General features: G+C 66.0%; 19 protein-coding genes and 1 pseudogene. 10 read left to right on the top strand and 10 right to left on the bottom strand.

Annotation, left to right across the window (positions count from 1 at the left end):
* Nucleotides 1-72: 72 nt before the first annotated feature.
* Complete coding sequence (locus ACQP1T_RS20265; RefSeq protein WP_433754619.1) at nt 73-1884, top strand: DUF3556 domain-containing protein; 1812 nt, start codon at nt 73-75, stop codon at nt 1882-1884.
* A 38-nt stretch (nt 1885-1922) separates the two neighbouring features.
* Nucleotides 1923-3335 carry a phytoene desaturase family protein gene (locus ACQP1T_RS20260; protein WP_433754618.1) on the top strand — a complete coding sequence of 471 codons (1413 nt, stop codon included), beginning with the start codon at nt 1923-1925 and terminating at the stop codon, nt 3333-3335.
* A gap of 352 nt (nt 3336-3687) precedes the next feature.
* On the opposite strand, the gene ACQP1T_RS20255 is transcribed toward ACQP1T_RS20260, so the two are convergent.
* Nucleotides 3688-3951 carry a recombinase family protein gene (locus ACQP1T_RS20255; protein ID WP_433754617.1) on the bottom strand — a complete coding sequence of 88 codons (264 nt, stop codon included), beginning with the start codon at nt 3949-3951 and terminating at the stop codon, nt 3688-3690.
* Nucleotides 3929-4318 (bottom strand): hypothetical protein, encoded by a 390-nt coding sequence (locus tag ACQP1T_RS20250; RefSeq protein WP_433754616.1) that lies wholly within the window; start codon nt 4316-4318, stop codon nt 3929-3931. The genes ACQP1T_RS20255 and ACQP1T_RS20250 overlap by 23 nt, the downstream gene beginning before the upstream one ends.
* Nucleotides 4319-5116: 798 nt before the next feature.
* Between ACQP1T_RS20250 and ACQP1T_RS20245 the strand changes: the two genes are divergently transcribed.
* Nucleotides 5117-6388 (top strand): wax ester/triacylglycerol synthase domain-containing protein, encoded by a 1272-nt coding sequence (locus tag ACQP1T_RS20245; protein ID WP_433754615.1) that lies wholly within the window; start codon nt 5117-5119, stop codon nt 6386-6388.
* Nucleotides 6389-6595: 207 nt separating this feature from the next.
* Here ACQP1T_RS20245 and ACQP1T_RS20240 read toward each other — a convergent pair whose 3' ends face one another.
* Complete coding sequence (locus ACQP1T_RS20240) at nt 6596-7114, bottom strand: hypothetical protein (protein WP_433762576.1); 519 nt, start codon at nt 7112-7114, stop codon at nt 6596-6598.
* Nucleotides 7115-7361: 247 nt separating this feature from the next.
* Nucleotides 7362-7832 (bottom strand): annotated as a pseudogene (locus ACQP1T_RS20235) (recombinase family protein); the annotation flags it as partial.
* Nucleotides 7833-8462: 630 nt separating this feature from the next.
* On the opposite strand from ACQP1T_RS20235, the gene ACQP1T_RS20230 reads away from it, so the two are divergent.
* Nucleotides 8463-8768 (top strand): putative sulfate exporter family transporter, encoded by a 306-nt coding sequence (locus tag ACQP1T_RS20230; RefSeq protein ID WP_433754614.1) that lies wholly within the window; start codon nt 8463-8465, stop codon nt 8766-8768.
* Between the two features lie 35 nt (nt 8769-8803).
* Nucleotides 8804-9103, top strand: coding sequence for a putative sulfate exporter family transporter (locus ACQP1T_RS20225; protein WP_433754613.1), 300 nt, complete (start codon nt 8804-8806; stop codon nt 9101-9103).
* 69 nt (nt 9104-9172) lie between these two features.
* Here ACQP1T_RS20225 and ACQP1T_RS20220 read toward each other — a convergent pair whose 3' ends face one another.
* The 5 genes from ACQP1T_RS20220 to ACQP1T_RS20200 form a co-directional block, all read right to left on the bottom strand.
* Entirely contained in the window at nt 9173-9310 is a 138-nt protein-coding gene (locus ACQP1T_RS20220) for a hypothetical protein (protein WP_433754612.1), read from the bottom strand.
* 70 nt (nt 9311-9380) lie between these two features.
* The gene (locus ACQP1T_RS20215; RefSeq protein WP_433754611.1) at nt 9381-9845 is read right to left on the bottom strand and encodes a nitroreductase family deazaflavin-dependent oxidoreductase; all 465 of its coding nucleotides are present in this window, start codon (nt 9843-9845) and stop codon (nt 9381-9383) included.
* Nucleotides 9846-9877: 32 nt separating this feature from the next.
* The gene (locus tag ACQP1T_RS20210) at nt 9878-12229 is read right to left on the bottom strand and encodes an FtsX-like permease family protein (RefSeq protein ID WP_433762273.1); all 2352 of its coding nucleotides are present in this window, start codon (nt 12227-12229) and stop codon (nt 9878-9880) included.
* A 5-nt stretch (nt 12230-12234) separates the two neighbouring features.
* Nucleotides 12235-12975 carry an ABC transporter ATP-binding protein gene (locus ACQP1T_RS20205; protein ID WP_433754610.1) on the bottom strand — a complete coding sequence of 247 codons (741 nt, stop codon included), beginning with the start codon at nt 12973-12975 and terminating at the stop codon, nt 12235-12237.
* Nucleotides 12950-13564 carry a TetR/AcrR family transcriptional regulator gene (locus tag ACQP1T_RS20200; protein WP_433754609.1) on the bottom strand — a complete coding sequence of 205 codons (615 nt, stop codon included), beginning with the start codon at nt 13562-13564 and terminating at the stop codon, nt 12950-12952. The genes ACQP1T_RS20205 and ACQP1T_RS20200 overlap by 26 nt, the downstream gene beginning before the upstream one ends.
* 584 nt (nt 13565-14148) lie before the next feature.
* Between ACQP1T_RS20200 and ACQP1T_RS20195 the strand changes: the two genes are divergently transcribed.
* Nucleotides 14149-15294: an alpha/beta hydrolase gene (locus ACQP1T_RS20195; RefSeq protein WP_433754608.1), complete on the top strand. Its 1146-nt coding sequence runs from the start codon at nt 14149-14151 to the stop codon at nt 15292-15294.
* A 216-nt stretch (nt 15295-15510) separates the two neighbouring features.
* On the opposite strand, the gene ACQP1T_RS20190 is transcribed toward ACQP1T_RS20195, so the two are convergent.
* Nucleotides 15511-17748, bottom strand: a complete 2238-nt coding sequence (locus tag ACQP1T_RS20190) for a hypothetical protein (RefSeq protein ID WP_433754607.1) — start codon at nt 17746-17748, stop codon at nt 15511-15513.
* Between the two features lie 183 nt (nt 17749-17931).
* Between ACQP1T_RS20190 and ACQP1T_RS20185 the strand changes: the two genes are divergently transcribed.
* The 4 genes from ACQP1T_RS20185 to ACQP1T_RS20170 all read left to right on the top strand — a co-directional run bounded on the left by ACQP1T_RS20185 (nt 17932) and on the right by ACQP1T_RS20170 (nt 21288).
* The gene (locus ACQP1T_RS20185) at nt 17932-18417 is read left to right on the top strand and encodes a MarR family winged helix-turn-helix transcriptional regulator (protein WP_433754606.1); all 486 of its coding nucleotides are present in this window, start codon (nt 17932-17934) and stop codon (nt 18415-18417) included.
* A 531-nt stretch (nt 18418-18948) separates the two neighbouring features.
* Nucleotides 18949-19401 carry a CBS domain-containing protein gene (locus ACQP1T_RS20180; protein ID WP_433754605.1) on the top strand — a complete coding sequence of 151 codons (453 nt, stop codon included), beginning with the start codon at nt 18949-18951 and terminating at the stop codon, nt 19399-19401.
* Nucleotides 19402-19429: 28 nt separating this feature from the next.
* A complete protein-coding gene (locus ACQP1T_RS20175) occupies nt 19430-20719 on the top strand; it encodes an SLC13 family permease (protein ID WP_433754604.1) in 1290 nt (429 codons plus the stop codon).
* A 17-nt stretch (nt 20720-20736) separates the two neighbouring features.
* Nucleotides 20737-21288, top strand: coding sequence for a TerD family protein (locus ACQP1T_RS20170; RefSeq protein WP_433754603.1), 552 nt, complete (start codon nt 20737-20739; stop codon nt 21286-21288).
* Nucleotides 21289-21306: the final 18 nt, after the last annotated feature.

Here is a 21306-nt window from a genome sequence, read left to right as displayed (position 1 = left end):
CCGATTCGAACGGAAGACGACTTCCGGTCGCGGTCGCGCGCGCCCGGAGACGCTGGAGAAAGGAATCTAGCCATGGGATTCAAAACGGGAGACTTCCCGCCGGTGGACACCGGCACATTTCTGGAACTACCGCTACGCGAGCGCATGCGGGTGCTGGCGCTGCACTGGGTGGAGTACGGCTTCGGCACCCCGAAGATGGTCCACACCATCTATCTCGCGAAAGTGCTGATGCTCTACATGTTCGGCGGGGTGCTCGTCGCCACCCTCACCTCGGGGGCCGGGCCGTTCTGGGATGTGGCGCACTGGTGGAACGCGCCGATCGTCTATCAGAAGCTCGTGCTGTGGACTGTCTTGCTCGAGGCGGTCGGCGCCGCCGGGTCGTGGGGACCACTGGCGGGCAAGTTCAAGCCGATGACCGGTGGCGTGCTGTATTTCGCGAGGCAGGGCGCGATCCGCCTACGGCCGTGGCGGCGGGTGCCGCTCACCGGCGGTGACGCGCGCACACCGGTCGACGTGATGCTCTACCTGGGCTTCCTCCTCTCGCTGCTGATCGCCCTGCTCGCGCCGGGCCGGACCACCGCCGCACTGCTGGATGCCTTGCCGGACAACACCTCCGGGCTGATCCGCCCCGCCCTGCTGATCGCCCCGATCGCGCTGTACATCCTGTGCGGCCTGCGGGACAAGACGATTTTCCTGGCCGCGCGCGGCGAGCAGTACCTGCCCGCCCTGGTGTTCTTCGCGGTGCTGCCGTTCACCGACATGATCGTCGCCGCCAAGCTGCTGATCGTGATCGTGTGGGTCGGCGCGGGCGCCTCCAAATTCGGCAGGCATTTCACCAATGTGGTGCCGCCGATGATGTCCAACAGCCCGGCCATGCCGTTCCGGTCGATCAAACGCGCCCACTACCGTGACTTCCCGCGTGATATCCGGCCTTCGGGGGTGGCCTCGTTCATGGCGCATGTGGGCGGCACCACCATCGAGGTGATCACGCCGATCGTGCTGTTGTTCTCGACGAACCGGTGGCTGAGTCTGGCCGCCGTCGCGGTGATGGTGATCTTCCACCTGTTCATCACCTCCACGTTCCCGCTGGCGGTACCGCTGGAATGGAACATCCTGTTCGCCTATCTGACGGTGTTCCTGTTCCTCGGATTCCCGAACTCGAAGGGCTACGGGGTGTTCGACATGTCCTCGCCCTGGCTGACCGTGGCCATCGTGGCGGCGCTCGCCTTCTTCCCGGTGCTCGGCAATCTGCGCCCGGATCTCGTGTCGTTCCTGCCCTCCATGCGGCAGTACGCGGGCAACTGGGCTTCCGCGCTGTGGGCGTTCGCGCCGGGCGCGGAAGCCAAGCTGAACACCCTCGCGCACCGGCCCGCGCTCAATCAGGTCGATCAACTCGAGGCCAGCGGATACGAACCGGTGATCGCCGAGATCACCATGCAGCAGACCATCGCGTGGCGCTCGATGCACAGCCAAGGCCGCGGCCTGTTCTCGTTGCTGTACAAGCACATTCCCGACCTCGACCGCTGGACCGTGCGCGAGGCCGAGTTCGCCTGCAACTCGCTGATCGGATTCAATTTCGGCGACGGCCACCTGCACGACTTCGACCTGATCGACGCGGTGCAGCGCCGGGTCGGATTCGCGCCGGGAGAATGGATCGTGGTCTGGGTGGAGTCCCAGCCGATCCACCGCAGCACCCAGGAGTACATGGTCGTGGACGCGGCGCTCGGCGTAATCGAACGCGGCACGTGGGAGGTGGCCGACGCCGTCGAGGCCATGCCGTGGCTGCCCGACGGGCCCATCCCGCACCGGGTGAGCTGGCGGCGTGAGGATGTCGCCGGTGCGAGCCCGGTACGGCCCGACGCGGCGGCACAACCCGCCGAATAGGCAAGCCGTCCAAGGCAAGCAGAGAAAGGACCGGTTCGGTGACAATAGCGACAGTGGTCGGCAGCGGCCCCAACGGACTGGCGGCGGCACTCACCCTGGCCCGCGCGGGCGTCGAGGTGACGGTGCTCGAGGCCGCCACCACCCTCGGCGGCGGCACCCGCTCGGGCGAGGCGATCGTGCCCGGACTGCTGCACGACCACTGCTCGGCCATTCATCCGATGGCGGTGGGCTCACCGTTCCTGCGCCGCGTCGATCTGGAACGCTACGGATTGCGCTGGGCGTGGCCGGAACTCGACTGCGTCCATCCGCTCGACGACGGCGGCGCCGGGGTGCTGCACCGATCCGTTGCGGAGACGGCCGCCGGGCTCGGCGACGACGAGCGACTGTGGCGGCGGCTGTTCGAAGCGCCGGTGGCCGGATACGACCAGTTCGGTGACGACATCATGCGGCCGCTGTTGCGGATCCCCCGCCATCCGATCCGGTTGGCGCGCTTCGGGATTCCCGCGACCGCACCCGCCACGCTGCTGGCCCGGGCCTTCCACACCGAGGCGGGCCGGGCGCTGTTCGGCGGGGTCACCGCGCACGCGTTCCATCCGCTCGACCGGCCGTTGAGCGCCAGTATCGGGCTCGGCATCCTGACCGCTGGGCATCGGTACGGCTGGGCGGTCGCCGTCGGCGGCTCCCAGCGGATCGCCGACACCATGGCGATGGCGCTCGAGGATCACGGCGGCAAGATCGAGACCGGAATCCGGATCCGTTCCGCCGCCGACCTGCCAGCCGCCGACATCACCGTCTGGGATGTCGCGCCGACCGCCCTCACCGAGATCCTCGGCGACCGGCTGCCGCCGCGAATTGCCCGCGCCTACAGGCGATTCCGCTACGGGCCGGGCGCGTTCAAGGTCGATTTCGCCGTCGAGGGCGGGATTCCCTGGACCGCGGCGGCGGCTCGGCGGGCGGGCGCGGTGCACCTGGGCGGCTCGTTCGCCGAGATCGCCGCCGGGGAACGCGACGTTCACGCGGGACGGATGCCGCAGCGTCCCTTCGTGCTGGTGGGCCAGCAGTACCTTGCCGACCCGCAACGCTCGGTCGGCTCGGTGCACCCGGTGTGGACCTACGCGCATGTGCCCAACGGCTACACCGGCGACGCGACCGCGGCGATCATCGCGCAGATCGAACGGTTCGCACCGGGCTTCCTGGAGCGCGTGATCGGGCTGAGCACCCGAACCACCACGGAATTCGCCGAGTACAATCCGAACTACGTCGGCGGCAACATCATGACCGGCGCGAAAGACATTCCCCAGCTGCTGTTCGGTCCACGAAAGACCTTGCAGCCCTATGACGTCGGCATTCCAGGCCACTACCTGTGCTCGGCGGCGACACCGCCCGGCCCCGGCGCGCACGGCATGTGCGGCGTAAACGCCGCGCAACGGGCCCTGCGGCGGCTGCGTTGACCTTGGGAGCCGGTGGCCGTGCGGCGGCGGGTGTGCAACCGCTACCGGCGCCGATTCGCGTTGACCGGCCGGGAGTCCTAAACATACTACGGTCCGTTGGCTGTTCTGCGACCGAGTCGCGGCCTGAAGCCATTATTACTGCGAGCTAACGGATCTCGGGCAGTCTCTACACAGAACGAGGTCATGCCCGTTTCAGGGGGTGTCTATTGTCGCGTGAGCACGGAGGCTGGTGAGCAGTTCGCCTATGAGTGACTGACATTCGTCGGTGCTTCGGGCTGTGGTGTAAACGATGTGGTCGGGGCGTGCGATGACTATCGTCCGGTTCAAATCGGCCAGCCAGGAGGTTAGTAGGTTATCCGCTTCGACGGCTGTGTACAGCTCTCCCTGTGGGGCTGCCTTCGTGTTTGCTCCAGCGGCCGAATACCGCGTAGCCGGTGTAGCGGGGGTTCTGCAGGATCGCCGCGACCGTGCCCGCTTGCCAGCCGTCTTGGGATCGGTGCCGGTTCTGCTCAGGCCGGTGCTCCGACGGGCAGGCAACCCCTTCTCGGTTGAGCGCGATGGCGACGGCTTTGTCACCGCACTCGGCGAGGTAGTCACGGAAGATACGCTGCCCCACGTCGCGGTGCGACCAGACTGAACTGGTTACCGAACCAGCATCGTGTTCCCTCACCCACGACAATCCCCGACCACCACCGGGCGGGATTCTTCAGATCAGCCAGCAGACGCGCCGCCTCTCTGCGGCGGTGCCAGGGCACCGACCGCGACTGTCCGATGTCGAAATAGTCCGCGACGATGGCCGCCTCGGCCACGAACTTCTCCGCGTTGCCTCGCTGCCACCGGTAGGAGGTCTCCGGGTCTTGATGGTCCTCGGTCGAGCAGCGCCCGTAGAACGCAAAGCGTTGATCAGCACTGCTTTCCACGGCCTCGGGGACGAGACCGAGCAACTCGTCGAGTACGGCCCACTCGTTGGACTCGCTCGGCATCGTCCTCCCTCTCTGCGCAGTGCTCACGGGCATGTCGAAGCAGCACTCGGGATGCTCACAGCCACATCGGAATACGCGCAGAACATCTTTCGGCACAGCCGGCGAACCCGCCACAGTTGTGCCGATTTCCGGACGGGCGACGACCAGGACTACACGGTCACCAGTGAACTGTCGGGCTGCGTTGCGGATCACTGCTGGAAGCCGAACCCGCCCACGGAATGTGTCCCGGTTATGGCAATTCGTCGCGCCGCTGACAGCTCTGACACCGTGAGCGGTCGAATCCGAACTCGGTCTGTCACAGCGCAATCCGCTGACGATGACTTTGGTGGCGTTGGTGACGCCCGGCAGATCATCTGGTGTCCGCTGGTCCCCAGGAACTGGCGACGCCCGGAATCCGACGCGATGTCTATGGTCGAGCACCTCGAGTCGTTCTACGACCACCGCAGCAGCACAACCGCGGTCCGCGGGGTCGTCCAGGACCTCACCGATATCGCATCGGTGCTTTACGCTCCACCGGCGCCAGCAACCCGGTCAGATACGACCGCGCCCACCGCCGCGGCTCGGACCGGAAGAACACCCCGCCACCCGCGCGAACAGCTCATCGAATGCCGTCCGCCACGCCGAAACATCCTCGGCTACAACATCAGCCAGCACAGACCAGCAAACTACCGCAGAATCAAACATCCTGCATCACAACGAAATACAACTGTCGTGCCTTGCAGTCTTATTGACTTTCATGGAAAACTTCCGCCGACGAGGCGATTCCGCCGAAGCCGCACAATTGAAGGAAACTGCACGATGAGCGAACTCCGGAGCGTCCTCGACATGCCCACCACAGCAATGGATCGGGCGATGCGCGTTTTAGGCTCTCCCGACACTCAGCTGAATATTGGTGCAGTTCTGCACTTGGATGGACAATCGCCGCATCTCGGTGACATCCGGGACTACATCGCTACCCGGCTGGCCGCTCTGCCGGCGTTGGCTGCGTGGATGACTCCGGGCGCCCGGCATTGGACGGTGGCCGACGAAGTGGACCTGACCAGCCATGTCGTCGAGCGTGTTGTTCCCACCCAGGAAGATCTGGAGCAGGTCGTTGCCGAGTTGGCGAGGACTCCGCTGCCGGAGGACGCGCCGCACTGGCGGATGTGGTTGCTGCGAGGTTACTCGCCGGATCGGTACGCCCTGCTGTACCTGGTGCACCATAGCGTACAAGACGCCGCGGGAACGCTTCGAACACTGGAGTCGCTGTTCGCACCTGGTATCCCCGAGAGCGAATCCTCGGCGGTATATCACGGTTTCGCTCAATACCCGCGCACGCCGGCCCGCACGCGAGTGCAGTGCGCCGCAATGGGTCTGCAGAGCCTTCGGAGTCTGGGCGCCTGGGACCTGCCGGGGTGCCGCCCCACAGATGACATAGGATTCGCGTGGGGCCGCGTGCCCACCAGCACGCTCGCCTCCGTCGCCCGCGCTTTCGGCGGCACTCGCAATGACGTATATCTCGCATCGCTCGCCCACGTGCTCACACACTGGCAGAGCGAAATCCGCGGGAACGCCGACTTGCCCGACATCCCGTTGCTGGTGCCGGCCAACGTCCGCCGCCCGGATGAGATCGCCCTGGCGGGCAACAGGACAGCCACCGCCTACCTGAGACTGCCGGGAGCGCTGCTCCCCTTCGACCAACGGCTGACCAGCACCATCCGCGCCACCCCGCCGTTGAAGTCACCTACTGTCCGGGCAGCGTTTCGCAGCAACTTCGACGCCACGCCCACATGGCTCATGCGCACAACACTTTCCGCTCTTTCGAATCCGCGACGTGCTCCGGCCTCACTGTCAAATGTCGTGTTGCGTCATCCCCTCGCGCTGCACAGCGATCCCGTCACCGCGATCGATCCGATCACGACCAGCCTCGGAGGCATTCCGCTGAGCGTGCTCCTCCTTGTCTATGGAGACAGCGCCACCGCATGTTTCAGAACCAATACCGGATTCCCCGGCCTCGACCAAATACACCGCGAGTGGGAAAAGACCCTGCTCTCATGGCAGAGCGATGCGACCACGCCAAGCCGATCCTAGGCCAGGGTCCTGCGCGATAGGCCCATCCGTATAGTGTCCGCCGGGGCACGAACCTGCGTAAACCGGACCAGAACCCACGGCTATTTGCCGATGACCAGCAGTTTTCGGTGCTGCAGGAGGTTGGCGTAGTGGTCGATTCCCCCTCCGGACACCAGTGCTAACCCCACAGGGGGTCGCACCAACGATTGCGAGTTGTTGTTGGTGTTGCTAGCGCACTTGGAGGTCCAGCGCTGTATACAGCTGGATCTTGTGGGAGGGGTTTCCTGCGGCGAGGACAGCGCGGATGCCGAGGGATTCGATCAGTTTCCTGATCTCGGTTTCGGTGAGCCGTTCGATTGTGGGGAGATTCTTCAGCTCGGCGTGAGCGGCGGCTTTGTCGGCTTGTGCGGTGTTCATGGCTGTGACGAGGGCTTGGGGGTCAACGCCTGCTTCTATCGCGGCGAGGTGGCGGGTGAGTCTGGCTTCGGCGTCGGTGATGCGTTTGCGCAGTCTTTGACGGTGGGTGTCGGTGTCGTCGGTGTGCTGGGTGGCGAGTAGGGCGGCGATGGTGGTCTCGCGGTGGTGTCGGTCGAACAGGCTAGCGATCCAGCGGTCTATCGGGCCGATGACAATGTCTTCGCGCAGGTTCACTGTCCGGGGGTGGTCGTGGAGCAGGGGGCTCCCGGGGGCGATGGTTTTGGCGCGGCATCTGTAGTAGACGGCGTCGCGGACCAACTCCGCCTGCATTTTTCGGCCACAGGTAGCCGGCGAGGTAGTCGCGGAAGATACTTTGCACCACCGGCGCGGTGGCTGCGTCGATCGACAGGATACGTAGTTTGAGTCCGTCCGCGGCCCGATTGGGGTTGGGATGGGGTGGGCCGTCGACCACCAGGTAGCCATACGGCGCGCGTCCGCCTTGGTGTCGGCCTTCGTTGAGGACTTGAGCGTCCATGCCGGCGCGGGTGCGTTGCTCCAGGTGTTGGCGTTCGGACTCGCTCAGTCCCCCGAGCATGCTCATCATCATCGAATGTGTGACGTTGCTTGGGTCGTAGCGTCCCCCGAGTTCGGGCACCCACACCTGGACCCCGTGGGCTTGGAGCCGTGGCGCGACCAGACTGAACTGATTGCCGAACCAGCATCGTGTTCCCTCACCCACGACAATCCCCGACCACCCCCGGGCGGGATTCTTCAGATCAGGCAGCAGGCGGGAAGCTTCCGCGCGGCGGTGCCAGGGCACCGACCGCGACTGTCCGATGTCGAAATAGTCCGCGACGATGGCCGCCTCGGCCACGAACTTCTCCGCGTTGCCTCGCTGCCACCGGTAGGAGGTCTCCGGGTCTTGATGGTCCTCGGTCGAGCAGCGCCCGTAGAACGCGAAGCGTTGATCAGCACTGCTTTCCACGGCCTCGGGGACGAGACCGAGCAACTCGTCGAGTACGGCCCACTCGTTGGACTCGCTCGGCATCGTCTTCCCTCTCTGCGCGGTGTTCACGGGCATGTCGAAGCAGCAACTCGAGCAGCACCCTGGCCGCGGCGGCATTCAACTCCGGCGGGTGTTCGGGGCACACAACTCTGATGATGCCAGGCCCATCACCGCCATCGTTAACGCGGCGGTTGCTGTGGTCAGCGCACACGATCCGCACCCCCGCGCTCCAAACAAGTTGTGGGACTGATGATTGTTGTGCACTCGGGATGCTCACAGCCGCATCGGAATACGCGCAGAACATTTTTCGGCACAGCCGGCGAACCCGCCAGAGTTGTGGCGGTTTCCGGACGGGCGACGACCAGGACTAAACGGTCACCAGTGAACTGTCGGGCTGCGTTGCGGATCACTGCTGGAAGCCGAACCCGCCCACGGAATGTGTCCCGGTTATGGCAATTCGTCCCGCCGCTGACAGGTCTGACACCGGGGGCGGCCGAATCCGAACTCGGTCTGTCACAGCGCAATCCGCTGACGATGACTTTGATAGCGTTGGTGACGCTCGGCAGATCTGGTGGCTGGTCCCCCCGAACTGGCGAGACCCGCATTCCGAGGATGAGCTGCTTCCGGATCGTGGTCTACCGGCGGGGCAACCGGGCCGTGATCGTGAGAAATATGACCTGGTTACGCCGAAATCTTCCCGGGATCCTGCTCGCCGCTTCGGTCGCCGGTGCCGCACACACCGGGTCGGGCCGGGTGTTACCGATGGTGGGCGCGCCGATCATCGCCTTGTTCGGCGGAGCCGTGATCGGTGCCCTCCGACGTCGATCGGTGATGGAGACCGGGATGTTCGCGCCCGGTCTCGCCCTGATACGTCAACGATTGCTCGGCATCGCGATCGTGCTGCTCGGTCTCGGGTTGCCCGTCGGGTCGGTGCTCACCGTGGGACGGCAGACCGCCACGGTGCTGAGGGGCCACTGATCGTCGGAGCGGTCGCCGCACTCGTCGTCGGCAGAATGCTTGCGCTGGACCGTGATTCGGCGACACTGGTCGCGGTCGGGACGACGATCTGCGGCGCGTCAGCGATCGCCGCATCGATCATCTCCGGCCTTGGCATCGTGCCCCGCTCCTGGACCGCCCCACTCGGGCAGCTCAGCGCCTGGCTCATCGCCGCCGTCCTCGCCGCAATCGGCACATCCCTCACCTGGCGACAGCTCCGCACCGCCGGTGCGCGACCACTACTGTTCGGCGGCACCCTCGCCGTGATACTGGCGGTCAGCAGTCTCGCACTCCTGACCGCCACCGGCTGGCGTTGATCCGGCCCGCCAACCTTTCGCACGGCTTCCGCACCGAGGAAACGGCCGCTTCGTGCGTGCCCGGCTGGGTCAAGGGGTGATGATGGCGGCCAGTCTCGGCAGCTGGCGCAGCGGGTGGTCGACCAGCACCACCGGCACCGAGATGAATACGCGCCCGGCATCCGGCCGAAGCCGTGCCCCAGCTGACGGCTTTCCTGCCATCGCCATGACGGATTCGGTCCGGTCTCGATAAATTCCGACGTCACGCCACGCCGATGCCGTGGCTCGCGGGCACGAGCTATCGGCTGAGCAGTCGAACCATGGGGAGGGTATCCACCGGTGTACCCGTGGCGGCTTCGATGGTGCCGCGCAACCTGGTCCACGCCTTGGGATAATGATCGATGTAGCGTTCGAGCGCCAGCGCGGATTCGTCGGTTGTCATCGGTGTCGCGATCGCGGCCACCTTGCGGCGGAATCCGGTGGAGATCCGCACGTGCGGGTTCGCGGTGATATTGCGATACCACTGGGCGCCGACGCCGAATCCGGAAACCACGACGTACATAGCGGATTCGGGATGATCGACGACCTCCAGGATGACGTATCGACGGGCGCCGGTCCGTCGCCCGGTGTGCTCCAACAACAACAGCCGCGGTCCGAACAGGAATCCGAGGCCGACACGGTAAAGGATTATCGGTGCTCGGACCACCCATCGGGTTCGCAGCGCGCGAGCGCCGAATCTTTCGGTTCGGCTGGGAGAGGCCATTGCTCATGCTCCTTCGTCGATAGTATCGGGTGTCATTGGGCTCGTTCGCGCACGACGGGGGCGATGTCGATGCGTTGCACCAGGCGGGCCGCCGGGAGCTGTGACAGTCCGGCGGCGGCCAGCACCGCCACGACGGCGAGCATGGGCGCGGCGACGCCGAAGGCGAGTCCGAAAGTGAACATGTCGCTGGTGAACGAGCGCAGCAATGCGCAGGCCGCGAAATATCCGGCGGCCAGTCCGAGCGGGACGGCCAGCAGTGTCGCAGTGAGGTTTTCCGCGGCCAGCGACGCGGTGAGCCTGCGCACGGGCACGCCCGCCGCGCGCAGGGTTGCCAGCTCGGTGGTGCGTTCGGCGAGGTTGACCGTCATGGTCACATAGATGACCGTGAAGGCGAGCACTGTACCGAAGATCAGCATCGCTGTGATGAACGCCCAGAACAGCCCGAGGAACCGGTCGAGCTGGTTTTGCATGGCGTGGGAGTCGCTGTAGGCGATAACGCTGGGCAGCTCGGTTACCGTGGCGCGCAAGGCGTCTCGATCGGCGTTCGCGGTGAAGCGCAGCAGGTAGCCGTGCAGTCCGGTGCCGCCGATGTCGGTGACGGTGGCGTCGGTGGCGTAGGCGTATGCTCCCAGCGGCTCATCGAGCAGTCCCTTCAACTGCTCGGTTTTCGAGCTACCGGCCGCAGGCGTGACGGCGAGAGTGTCGCCGACCGAGACGCCGAGCTGATTCGCCATCGCTGCCCCGGCGAGGATGCCCGTGTCGGGCAACCGCACGCCGCCGCCACCGGGTGCGCGGAAACCGTGCATCGAGGTGTCGGGCACCAATCCGGTCAGCGTCGTCGAATACGAGCGCCCACCGGCGGACAATGTCACCGGCGTGAGACCGACGGGATCGACGGCGGTGACGCCCGATATCGAACGCAGTTGGGCGGCAAGCTCGTTCGATGGACTCGAGGTGAGCACCGTGGCGTCCGCGCGTTCGATCTCGTCGAATTGGATGTGCAGTGCCGAGCGCATGCTGGTGAGCATGCCGACCGAGGCCAGGATCAGGACCAGGGCGAGTACGGTCCCGGTCATCGTCGCCACCGTGCGGCGACGGCCGCGTGCCAAGGAGCGCACCGTCATTCGCGCGACCACGGGTACCCGGCGCCAGCGTGCGCTGGGCAGGGACCATCGACCTGGGCGCGCCGGGCGCAGGCCGTCGCCGCGCATTGCCGCGGCGGGCGCGATGCGCGCCGCGGCCACCGCCGGGGCCAGGCCCGCCGCCACTCCGGTGAGCAGGCCGAGCAGCACGGCGACGATCGCGGTCGACGGCCGGTGATCGACGACGGTGTCGGGAATCCCGACCGCGTTGGTGTAGGCGGCGGTCACCGCCGAGGTGGCGATGAACCCGCCGAGCACACCGAGCACCGTGCCCGCGAGCACCATTCCCAATCCGTAGCCGATGTAGTGGCCGACGACCGTGCGACGGCGTGCGCCCATTGCCAGCAGCGTCCCGATGATCGGCCGCTCGGCGAGCACGAGCCTGGTGATCAACACGTATTCCGCGACAGCGGCCGCGACGAGGAACAGTGCGGGAAAGGCGACCGCGAGTTCGGAGAAGCCGCTGAGATCCTCGTGCAGGGCCGCGTTGGACGGCTGATCGGCCTTGGTCTGCACATCGAGAGCCCCGGCGTCGCGCAACCGCCGGGTGACCCCATCTTGCTCGGATGCCGTTGCCCCGGAATTCATTTCGACGAGGGTCTGGTCGGGGCCGGGACGGCCGGACAAGCGCGTCGCCTCGTTCTGGGGCGCGAACACGACCGCGAAGCCGTGCGGGTCGCCGAGCACTTCTTGGCGGCTGCGGGCCGGCCACAGGTACTCCGATGACCAGGCGATGCCCGAGACCGTGACGGTATGCCAGGTCGTGCCGTCGAAGGTGCGCACCTGGCTGCCCGCGTGCAGGCCGAAGGTTTCCGCCGCGTGATGCTCGACCACCACCTCGTTCGGATGGGCCGGGTCGGGCAATCTCCCTGCGGCCAGGCTGATCTCGTTTACGCCTGCGGGCCCGGTCAGGCCTACGATCCTGCTGAGCAGTTTCGTGCCGCCGATCGACATCGCAGTATCGGCTTGGGTGCGCACGGAGACGCGCGCCACGCCGGATGCCCCGCGCACAGCGTCCGCGATCCGCGCGGGATCTGCGCCGGTGGCGGTGAAGTCGGCGAAGTGCAGGCGAGCATAGGTCTGCTGGTAGGAGGTTTCGAGGTTACGGAAGGAGTCGTAGCTGGCCACGTACAGCAGCACGCCGAGCAGCACGGTGACCGCGATCGCCGCGACCTGCGCGCCTCGATGGAGCAGATCGCGCAGGATCTTCTTCGCGAGCACCCGGTTCGACACCATGAACATCGCACTCACCACCGAATGGTCGCGGCGGCAACCGGATTCGTGTTCACCTCATCGGCGACGACACGACCGTCGCGCATGCGGATCACCCGATCGGCGATGCTCGCGGCCGCCTCGTTGTGGGTGACCATGACAACACCGCGCCCGGCCCGGCTGGTCTGCTGCAGAAGTTCGAGCACACCCTGCCCGGTGGCCACGTCCAGCGCGCCGGTCGGCTCATCGGCCAGCAGCAGGTCCGGATCGGTGGCCAGCGCCCGCGCGATCGAGACGCGCTGCTGCTGACCACCCGACAGTTGCGACGGGAAGTGATCGGCGCGGTCGGCGAGTCCGACCGCGGCCAGCTGCGTCCGCACGCGGCGGCGATCGCCACGGCCGGTCAACTTGACGATGACCTCGACGTTCTCGCGCGCGGTCAGGGTCGGGATCAGGTTGAAGAACTGGAATACGAACCCCACGTGATCGCGTCGGAATTCCCCCAGCGCGGTCGGGCTCCGGCCCGAGATGTCGCGCCCCGAGACAACGATCGAACCGCAGTCCGGCGCTTCGATGCCGCCGATGACATTGAGCAGTGTGGTCTTCCCCGAACCGCTCGCCCCGAGGACCGCGACCAGCTCGCCCGGTCCGAGGTCGAGGTCCACGTCGGTCAACGCGTACACCGCGGCCTCGCCCGCGCCGTAGGTCTTATTCACGCCCCGCAGCGTTATGCCGCCGCGGCGGCGCGCATCACCGCTCGTGTCCGTCCGATCCATCCGACTTCCCCTCGCTCGCTCGGTTTTCGGTCAACCCCGCCGCACGAAGCAGCGGGCCGGTCACATCCACCGCGCCCAGACTCGGATCGATCAGGCGATGCAGGATGAGTCCGTCCAGCAGCGCCGCGACCACCGCGGCCGTCGCTTCGGGATCGGTCACCACGCCGTTGGCGCGGAACCAATTCGCCATCGCCGCCCGCGCATCGGCCAGCAATCGGCCGAGCTCGATACGCAGCCGTTCGTGTCGCGTGGCCGCCAGCATCATCTCTGTCATCGCCACCGTGACCGGATCGGCGGCTGTGTACGACGCGATGGCGGCGAGCATCGCGCGCATCGCCTCCGGCCCGGGCAGCGCCAGCACGCCGGCCATCACCGACTCGTACTCCCGTCGCGCGGCGGACACCGACGCATCGATCAACAGATCGGTTACCGAGTGGAAGTGATAGTGCACCACCCCGGGACGGACCCCGGCGCGCTCGGCGACCATGCGCGTACTCACCGCGCCCCAGCCGTATTCGGCGACGAGCTCGATCGCCGCCGCCATCAGGCGGGCGCGAGTCTGTCGACCTTGTTCGGCTGCGGTTGCCACCAGACCTCCGATTGGACGATCACCTTGGGCGTATGCCCAAACTACGCTCATCAATGGCACTATGCAATAGTTGCCTGCTGCTTATATCTGATGACAGGGCCCTTCCCGAACAACCATTCCAATGTGCATGTTTTCGATGGCCGGACCGCGCCTCCGTCTGCGCGGTTCTCGGACGAGCCGCGCCCCGGGGCTGCGGCCCGTGTTCGGTCGCGGACCTGACCGCACGAATCAGATGTTCGGATACGCCGCGCTTGCGTTACGGCGTCGAAGTCGAGGCCGCACTGCTGCCGCTTGTGCGCCAGTGCTGCCGCAATGGTGATTCGAAACCGCGCTCCGCCGAATCCATCGATGGTGACGCCGCACGGCCGTGCCGATCCTGCCGCGATCGGGAGCGCATCTCCCATCGGAGCCCAAAGGCGGCATATCGCAACTGTTGCACTAGGCGTCTATTCGGTAGCCTCCGAACCCGTGACGCACGACGCTCCGGCACGACGCTCCATGTGCTCGATGCCTGTTTCCGATCGCAGAATCGCCGTGGCGCAACGGGATACGATGGCGGATGAAGGCCGCCGCATGTCGATTCGATGAGCCTGACCGGCGATTGGCTTTTCTACACCGTGGTCGCCGCAGCTCTCACCGCGGTTGTGATCACCCTGTCGGCCTGGAATTCGGTGCGCGGCCCGCGCCCGGTGCGTTGGCTGACGCGACTGCTGATGATCGGAATGTGCCAGGCGACCGCGGTCGCGGTACTGGGGCTGTGGGTCAACGACAGCTTTGCTCTCTACAGCTCATGGAACGACCTGCTCGGCGAACCCGCCGCCGACGACACGGCACCGGGCGAGACATCCGGCACCCCCATCTTCCACGACCTCGGCGATAGGGTCACCGCCGCCGAATACCGCGGCCCGCGGTCGCGTCTTCGGGGGCGGGTGTTGGTCTGGACGCCACCGCAATACGACCAGCCCGAGTACCGCGGCGACCGGTTTCCGGTGATCATGTTGTTACACGGAGTTCCTGGAACCCCGCAGGCATGGATCAAGGGCGGCCGCGTCACCACCGAACTGGCGGAGATGATGCGCAAAGGTCAACTGGCGCCGGCGATTCTGGTCATGCCGCGGGTCGATCCCGGTGGGAATACCGACTGTGCCGACATCCCCCGCGGCGCGCAGACTGCGACATGGCTGTCCCAGGACGTGCGCAATCTGGTCATCGGCCATTTCCGGGCGATCGGCGAAGCCTCCGGGTGGGCGATGGCCGGGGACTCGACCGGCGGCTTCTGCGCGATCACGTTGCCACTGCGATATTCGGCGGAGTTCGCCACGGGACTCGCGTTCAGCCCCGACGACTTTCGCGGCGATCCGGATGTCGTGCCCAGCCGGACGCTGCGTCGGCTCAACGACCCGATTCGCCTTGTCGGCACCGGAGCGCCGGTTGCGCTGCTGGTCGCGACGAGCCGACGCGACCCGTCCAGCACGCCCGCCAATGCCCGAGCACTGGTCGCAGCAGCGAAGGCGCCGACGCAGGTCGCGCCGCCGCTGATCGTCGATGACGGCGGCCACAATTGGGGGACCTGGCGGGCGATGTATCCCAAAGCGTTCGGCTGGCTCAATACTCATCTGAGTCCACCACAAAAGCCATCCGTACCAGCCGCCCTGTCCATCCCCCGGCCCGGCACCACCGAGCTGCCGCAACGGCGCCAGCCCTGTCCGTCGGTATGTTCTCCGCATTGACAGCCGTTCTGCCGCACTCGATCCAGATGAGCGGGTTAACGCCCGGCGAACTCTCCCGCAGCCAGCCCAGAAACGTCCGGCGCGAGCCGAGCGAGATCCGGGGCCTGCTTTGCTCGGCCCCGTCGAGCGCCAGCATGCATGCAGTATGCAATAGTTGCCGTGTACATGAAACACGGTCGCGACATCCGTGACCGAAGACACCGCACCCACGGATGTTCAGACGAGTACCGGGTTCGTCAAGGGCTCGGTCTCCGGACGGAACTGGTCCACGTCCGTGTCGGCGTCGATGCCGCCGCCCCGACGGCGTTCGCGACGGTGTGACCACTGCAGCAGGCCCAGACCCAACAGTCCGGCCAGGGCGGTGGCGATGCCGATCTTCCAGCCCGGTGGCCGCCAGGCCACGATCAGGTCGCCGTCGTGGGTGCCCGGCGGGATGTCCACCGCGACAAAGGTATTCGCGACGGCGCGGAAGCCGATGTCGTGCCCGTCGAGGGTGACGCGATAGCCAGGCCAGGCCAGACGGGCGAACACCAGTTGCCCACCTTCGGTGGAGTCGACCCGCAGGTGGCTGCTGACACTGTCGCGGCCGACCGGGGTGAGGGTGACACCCTGCGTGTAGGCGGGACCCGCACTGGTGGAGATCGGGCCTTCCTGGCGTTCGAGCACCCATATGTAGCGTTCGTGCCCTGGGTAGTCGACCCATTTCCACCCGGCTGGGACAGGTTGGTTGCCTATGTCCGGGTACTGGGCACGTTGCAGCACCACACGATCCACTTTCATCAGGTCGACATAGGTTCGCCCGGTGGACGGTTCGACCGAGAAGGCCGCACCGAACGCGGCCGGGCAGGTGCTGCCGTCCCAGCCCATGCACAACAGCTTGCTGAACTTGCGGTAGCCGATCGGGGTGTAGGCGTTGACGTATTGCAGCCCCAAGTTCTTTGCGTAGTTGCCGAATGCCATCGAGCCCCAGGCCCGGTCGAGGCTCTGTTCGGCGGGCGGCACCAGGGCGCGGTCGCCGAGTTGCAGTGTGACGCCGTCGAAATGCGGGAACACGGCGCGAATGTCCGAACGCCGCTCCGGGAAGTGATACGACAAAGGCGTGGGCGCTTGCGCCGTGACCTGGTAATACGCGATGGGGAACATGGCCGCGATGGCCAGCACACAGGCCGCCGCCACACCGCGAGTACGAGCCAGCCACACCAGGACCGCGGTGAGCACGGCCACCACCGCCACCGCGCCCAGATGCCGCAGCACCAGATGCGGTGCCGCGGAAAAGGATCGGACGAACAGCAACCCGATCAGCACCGCGGCCGCGATGCCCCGGCGTCGCCAGTCGGCGAAACTGCCGTACCGCGACAGCAATACGCACACCAGCACCAGCAGACCGACCGCCAACATGGGCAGCACTCGGGCGGGCCAGCGCAACGGCCCGATGCGCCCCGGCCCGGCGGTCCACATCAAGAACATGAGCGCGAACAGGCCCGCCCCGGCGAACTCGCGCCCCGACCGCCACACAGCGGCCCAATCAATGAAAGCCAGCAACGGAATCAGGAACCAGGCGATATAGACCATGGGGATCGGCTGCACATATCCCCACCAACCGGTGAAGGCCGGAACGGTGCTGGGCAGGCTGGCATTCAGCGATTCCGACCAGCCCACATTCAAGAAATCATCGTTGAGGACACGCTCGTTGCCGCGCCACGTCACCGACGAGGAAAGCATCCCAGGTAGATACGTTTCCAATCCTGCCAGGCCCGCGCAAGCCGCGGCGGCCAGCAGCCGCAGCGAAGGCCCCCATGCACGCCGATACACCACCTCCCCGGCAACCACCGCCACGATCATGAGCGCGGCTTCGACCGCGGGAAAAACATATTGGACCGAGATCGCCAGGTACAGGAACACGAACACCGGAATCGGCCCGTTCCACCAGCGCCTGGCATCCGGCTCGACACGCACATAACGCACGGCCGAGGCCCACGCGTGCAACATCCACGCGGTGCCGGTAAGCGAACTGGCCCAACTGGATTCATCGAAGAACAGGAACCATCCCGACAGCGGGAAAGCCACGCCCGCCACCGCGGCCCACGGCGTGCGCGCCCCGAGGGCCAGACACACCCGAAATACGCCCAACGCGGCGATGATCGAGAAGATCAGCTTCACGACCGTCACATACAGCGCCAGGTTGTCCACCTCCGGCGCGAACCAGTCCACCAGCAACTGCGGCGGGTTGTAGAGCCCCGCCTCCTCCATGGAGTAGTTGCCCGACATCCACTCCCACGGCACCAATGCCGGGAACCGCCCCTGATGCAGGTGCCGCCCCAGCATCACCCACATGGGCCCGTACTGCGACTCGGTGTCGTCGGTATAGAAATGGCGCGGATTGGCCAACAGCACCGACGCATACCCCACGACCACGCCGACGACGGTGACGAATCCCCACCGGCACACGTCCATTCGAGCCCCGGGCGATGTGCGAACTACCACGAGTCGTGGACCCTACCGGATAAAAGCAGTATGCAACAGTTGCGATTTGCCTGAGTTCTGCACCGGCACGACGGCGATGCGGATACCCGCAAGCAGGGCGCGCGCGGCACGATAGAAAGATAGGTACACACGGAGTCGGTGGAGGTGGTCGCGATGGCGAAAGACACGGTGGTCGGAGAGTCGGCCGACGAGATCACAGATGCACTGTTGGCCGCGTCCCGATTGCTCGTCGCCATGTCCGCGCGCTCGATCGCACTCGTCGACGAATCCATCACCATCCCGCAGTTCCGGACACTGGTGATCCTGTCGACCCGGGGACCATCGAAGGTCGTCACGCTCGCTCAATCGCTCAACGTTCAGCCATCGACCGCGGCCCGCATGGTCGACCGACTGGTTGCCGCGGGGCTGGTGAACCGCAAACCAAATCCCGATTCGCGCCGCGAGCTGATCATCGAGTTGACCACGCTCGGGCATCGAGTCGTCGACCGGGTCACCACCCATCGACGGGGCGAGATCGCCACCGTCGTGGAACGGATGCCCGAGCGGGACCGGACCGGGCTGGTGCGGGCGCTCACCGCGTTCACCAATGCGGGCGGCGAACCTCAGCTCGGGTTCGACATCGACAGTTATCAACTCTGATCGAGAGCATCCGATCCTACGACGAGCGGCGTCATGCCGTTCTTCCCCGGATGGCGAGCGGGATTCTCGTTGCGCGGCCCGCCCCCTTCGGTGCAACCGAATAACGCTGGTACCGAAGCGGAACGACCGTTGGCATGGCAATCATCCCTCGTCCACACTGCTCGCCACGGTAACTTCCACCACCCGATACCTTCCTCGGCATGCCCGAATGCGGCCGGGCCCGAGGTCCCCCTGATCGGACCCCGCAATGGCAGCCCAGATTCGATCCCGCACCTCCCCAACCCGTCTCGGACCGAACCGAGCGCTACTCTCCGCGCCCACGGTTTGCCCAGCTGGCGTTTTTACGGCATCTTTACGGGTGGTGCGCCGGGAAGTCTGGTCGGCAACCCGGCCCGGTCGGCGGGTCGGGCGGTCCGGCGAAGGGGTGATTCGTGCGACTCGCGCGGGTGTGCTGTGCGGCGACGGTTGATCGTACCGATGTCAACAGCGGATATGTGTCGGTGACGGCTCGAACGGTCGTATCGTGCTGGTGTGCACGCAAGTCAAATGGCCGAGGATTACCCGTCGGTGACCAAGGATTCCGACGCGTTGGCCGCGGCGAAGCTGCTGGCCGAGCATCGGCTGCCGGGCATCGTGGTAACCGACGCCGACCAGGTGCCCCAAGCGGTGCTACCGGCCTCGCAGGTGGTGCGCTTCCTGGTACCAGGATATGTCCAGGACGATCCGTCGCTGGCCGGGGTGCTGTCGGAATCGGCGGCCGATCGGGTCGCGGAAGCATTGCGCGGCAAGACCGTCGGCGAACTGCTCCCGGAATCGAAAACCAAACCCATCCTGCCGGTGGCCCACGCCGACGACACCGTGATCGAAGTCGCCGCGCTGATGGCCCGCTGCCGATGCCCGTTGGTCGCGGTGGTCGACGGAAAACGGATGATCGGTGTGATCACCGCATCACGGTTACTACAGGTGGCGCTCGCCGCAACCTGACCGGTGAACCGCGCGCGGGTGACCCACGATGACCGCCATCGCGATCACCGCATTCGTTGTGGCGTATCTGCTCATCGCCACCGAACGCATCCACAAAACCAAAGCCGCCCTCGGTGGCGCGGCGGTGATCCTCGCACTGGGAGTGCTCGACTCCGCGGAGGCGTTCTTCTCCCACGACACCGGCGTCGACTGGGATGTCATCCTGCTGCTGTTCGGGATGATGATCATCGTCGGGGTACTACGCCAAACGGGCGTCTTCGAATACACCGCGATCTGGGCGGCCAAGCGCGCCAAGGGATCCCCGGTGCGCGTGCTGATCCTGCTGACTCTGATCACGGCTGTCGCTTCAGCGTTTCTGGACAATGTCACGACCGTGCTGTTGATCGCCCCGGTGACCCTGCTCGTGTGCGACCGACTCGGCATCCGCGCCGCGCCGTTCCTGATCGCCGAAGTATTCGCCTCGAACATCGGTGGCGCCGCCACCTTGATCGGCGACCCACCCAACATCATCATCGCCAGCCGAAGCGGATTGTCGTTCAATGCTTTCCTGGCGCATATGACGCCGATCGTGGTGCTGGAGCTGGTGGTGTTCACCCTGGTACTTCCGAGACTGTTCCGCGGGTCCTTCGACGCCGACCCCGAACGGATCGCCGATGTGATGGCACTGGACGAACGCGAAACCATCCGCGACCGCCGACTCCTGATCGAATGCGGCATCGTGCTGCTCGCGGTGTTCACCGGATTCGTGGGTCACTCGGTGCTCCACGTCGATCCCTCGGTCGTCGCGCTGCTCGGCGCCGGGGTGCTGGTGCTGATCTCCGGCACTGAACCCACCGACTACCTGTCCGGGGTCGAATGGGAGACGTTGCTGTTCTTCGCCGGACTGTTCGTGATGGTCGGCGCATTGGTCAAGACCGGTGTCGTCGAGACGATGGCAGGCTGGGCTACCGACGTCACCGGTGGTAACGCGCTGGTGGCGGTGATGGTGATCCTCGTGGTGTCGGCGCTGCTGTCCGGGATCATCGACAACATCCCGTACGTGGCCACGATGAGCCCCTTGGTCGCCGACCTCGCGGCCGGAATCGACAACCCCGGGCACACCGACGCCCTGTGGTGGTCGCTGACCCTGGGCTCGGACTTCGGTGGCAATCTGACCGCAGTTGGCGCCAGCGCGAACGTCGTGATGCTCGGCATCGCCGCCCGCGCCGGGGCACCGATCTCGTTCTGGGAATTCACCCGCAAGGGCGCGGTCGTCACCGCCATCACCATCGCGGTCGCCGCACCATATCTGTGGTTGCGCTACTTCGTAATTGCCTGACGACAAGGGAGAAACCATTGTTCGTAACGCTGCGCGACCAAACCGGAGCGGCGCTCAACCACGTCACTATGGCGCTGGGCTGGGACCCCGTCCGCACCAGCCGCTGGTTGCGCTCACGAGCCGTCGACATCGACCTCAACGCCGCGGCGCTGTTGTTCGCCGCTGACCAGATCGTCGATGTCGTCTACCACGAACAACTCAGCTCACGCGACGGATCGGTACGGCACCTCGGCGACAGCACAACCGGGGAAGGCAAGGGCGACAACGAAATAATCACCGTCGACCTGACCCGACTACCACCGGAGGCCACCTCCATCGTCTTCATCGTCACCTCCTACTCCGGCCAGACTTTCGACCAGATCGAGAACGCATTCTGCCGCCTGGTCGACGGCATGTCCGACACCGAAATCGCCCGCTACGACCTGACTGGCGGTGGAACGCACACCGGTCTGGTCATGGGCAAACTGTTCCGCACGAACGAGGTGTGGCAGTTCGACCCGATCGGCGAAGCCATCCACGCACAACATCCCGTCGAAGCCATCCCCCAACTGCGGGCGTTCTCGACCTAGTCGCGACGGTCCAGAAGA

Origin of the sequence: Nocardia sp. CA-135398 (assembly GCF_050955845.1) — a bacterium.
In the GTDB taxonomy this organism is placed as follows: domain Bacteria; phylum Actinomycetota; class Actinomycetes; order Mycobacteriales; family Mycobacteriaceae; genus Nocardia.
This window is presented reverse-complemented; position numbering and strand designations above follow the sequence as displayed.

What these genes read in the sequence shown, in the direction of transcription:
- ACQP1T_RS20240 (WP_433762576.1), bottom strand. Translation starts at nt 7,114, where the DNA reads ATGCAGGCGGAGTTGGTCCGCGACGCCGTCTACTACAGATGCCGCGCC.
- ACQP1T_RS20210 (WP_433762273.1), bottom strand. Translation starts at nt 12,229, where the DNA reads ATGTTCATGGTGTCGAACCGGGTGCTCGCGAAGAAGATCCTGCGCGAT.
- ACQP1T_RS20245 (WP_433754615.1), top strand. Translation starts at nt 5,117, where the DNA reads ATGAGCGAACTCCGGAGCGTCCTCGACATGCCCACCACAGCAATGGAT.
- ACQP1T_RS20215 (WP_433754611.1), bottom strand. Translation starts at nt 9,845, where the DNA reads ATGGCCTCTCCCAGCCGAACCGAAAGATTCGGCGCTCGCGCGCTGCGA.
- ACQP1T_RS20195 (WP_433754608.1), top strand. Translation starts at nt 14,149, where the DNA reads ATGAGCCTGACCGGCGATTGGCTTTTCTACACCGTGGTCGCCGCAGCT.
- ACQP1T_RS20225 (WP_433754613.1), top strand. Translation starts at nt 8,804, where the DNA reads ATGCTTGCGCTGGACCGTGATTCGGCGACACTGGTCGCGGTCGGGACG.
- ACQP1T_RS20190 (WP_433754607.1), bottom strand. Translation starts at nt 17,748, where the DNA reads ATGGACGTGTGCCGGTGGGGATTCGTCACCGTCGTCGGCGTGGTCGTG.
- ACQP1T_RS20250 (WP_433754616.1), bottom strand. Translation starts at nt 4,318, where the DNA reads ATGCCGAGCGAGTCCAACGAGTGGGCCGTACTCGACGAGTTGCTCGGT.
- ACQP1T_RS20205 (WP_433754610.1), bottom strand. Translation starts at nt 12,975, where the DNA reads ATGGATCGGACGGACACGAGCGGTGATGCGCGCCGCCGCGGCGGCATA.
- ACQP1T_RS20220 (WP_433754612.1), bottom strand. Translation starts at nt 9,310, where the DNA reads ATGGCGATGGCAGGAAAGCCGTCAGCTGGGGCACGGCTTCGGCCGGAT.
- ACQP1T_RS20175 (WP_433754604.1), top strand. Translation starts at nt 19,430, where the DNA reads ATGACCGCCATCGCGATCACCGCATTCGTTGTGGCGTATCTGCTCATC.
- ACQP1T_RS20230 (WP_433754614.1), top strand. Translation starts at nt 8,463, where the DNA reads ATGACCTGGTTACGCCGAAATCTTCCCGGGATCCTGCTCGCCGCTTCG.
- ACQP1T_RS20185 (WP_433754606.1), top strand. Translation starts at nt 17,932, where the DNA reads ATGGCGAAAGACACGGTGGTCGGAGAGTCGGCCGACGAGATCACAGAT.
- ACQP1T_RS20265 (WP_433754619.1), top strand. Translation starts at nt 73, where the DNA reads ATGGGATTCAAAACGGGAGACTTCCCGCCGGTGGACACCGGCACATTT.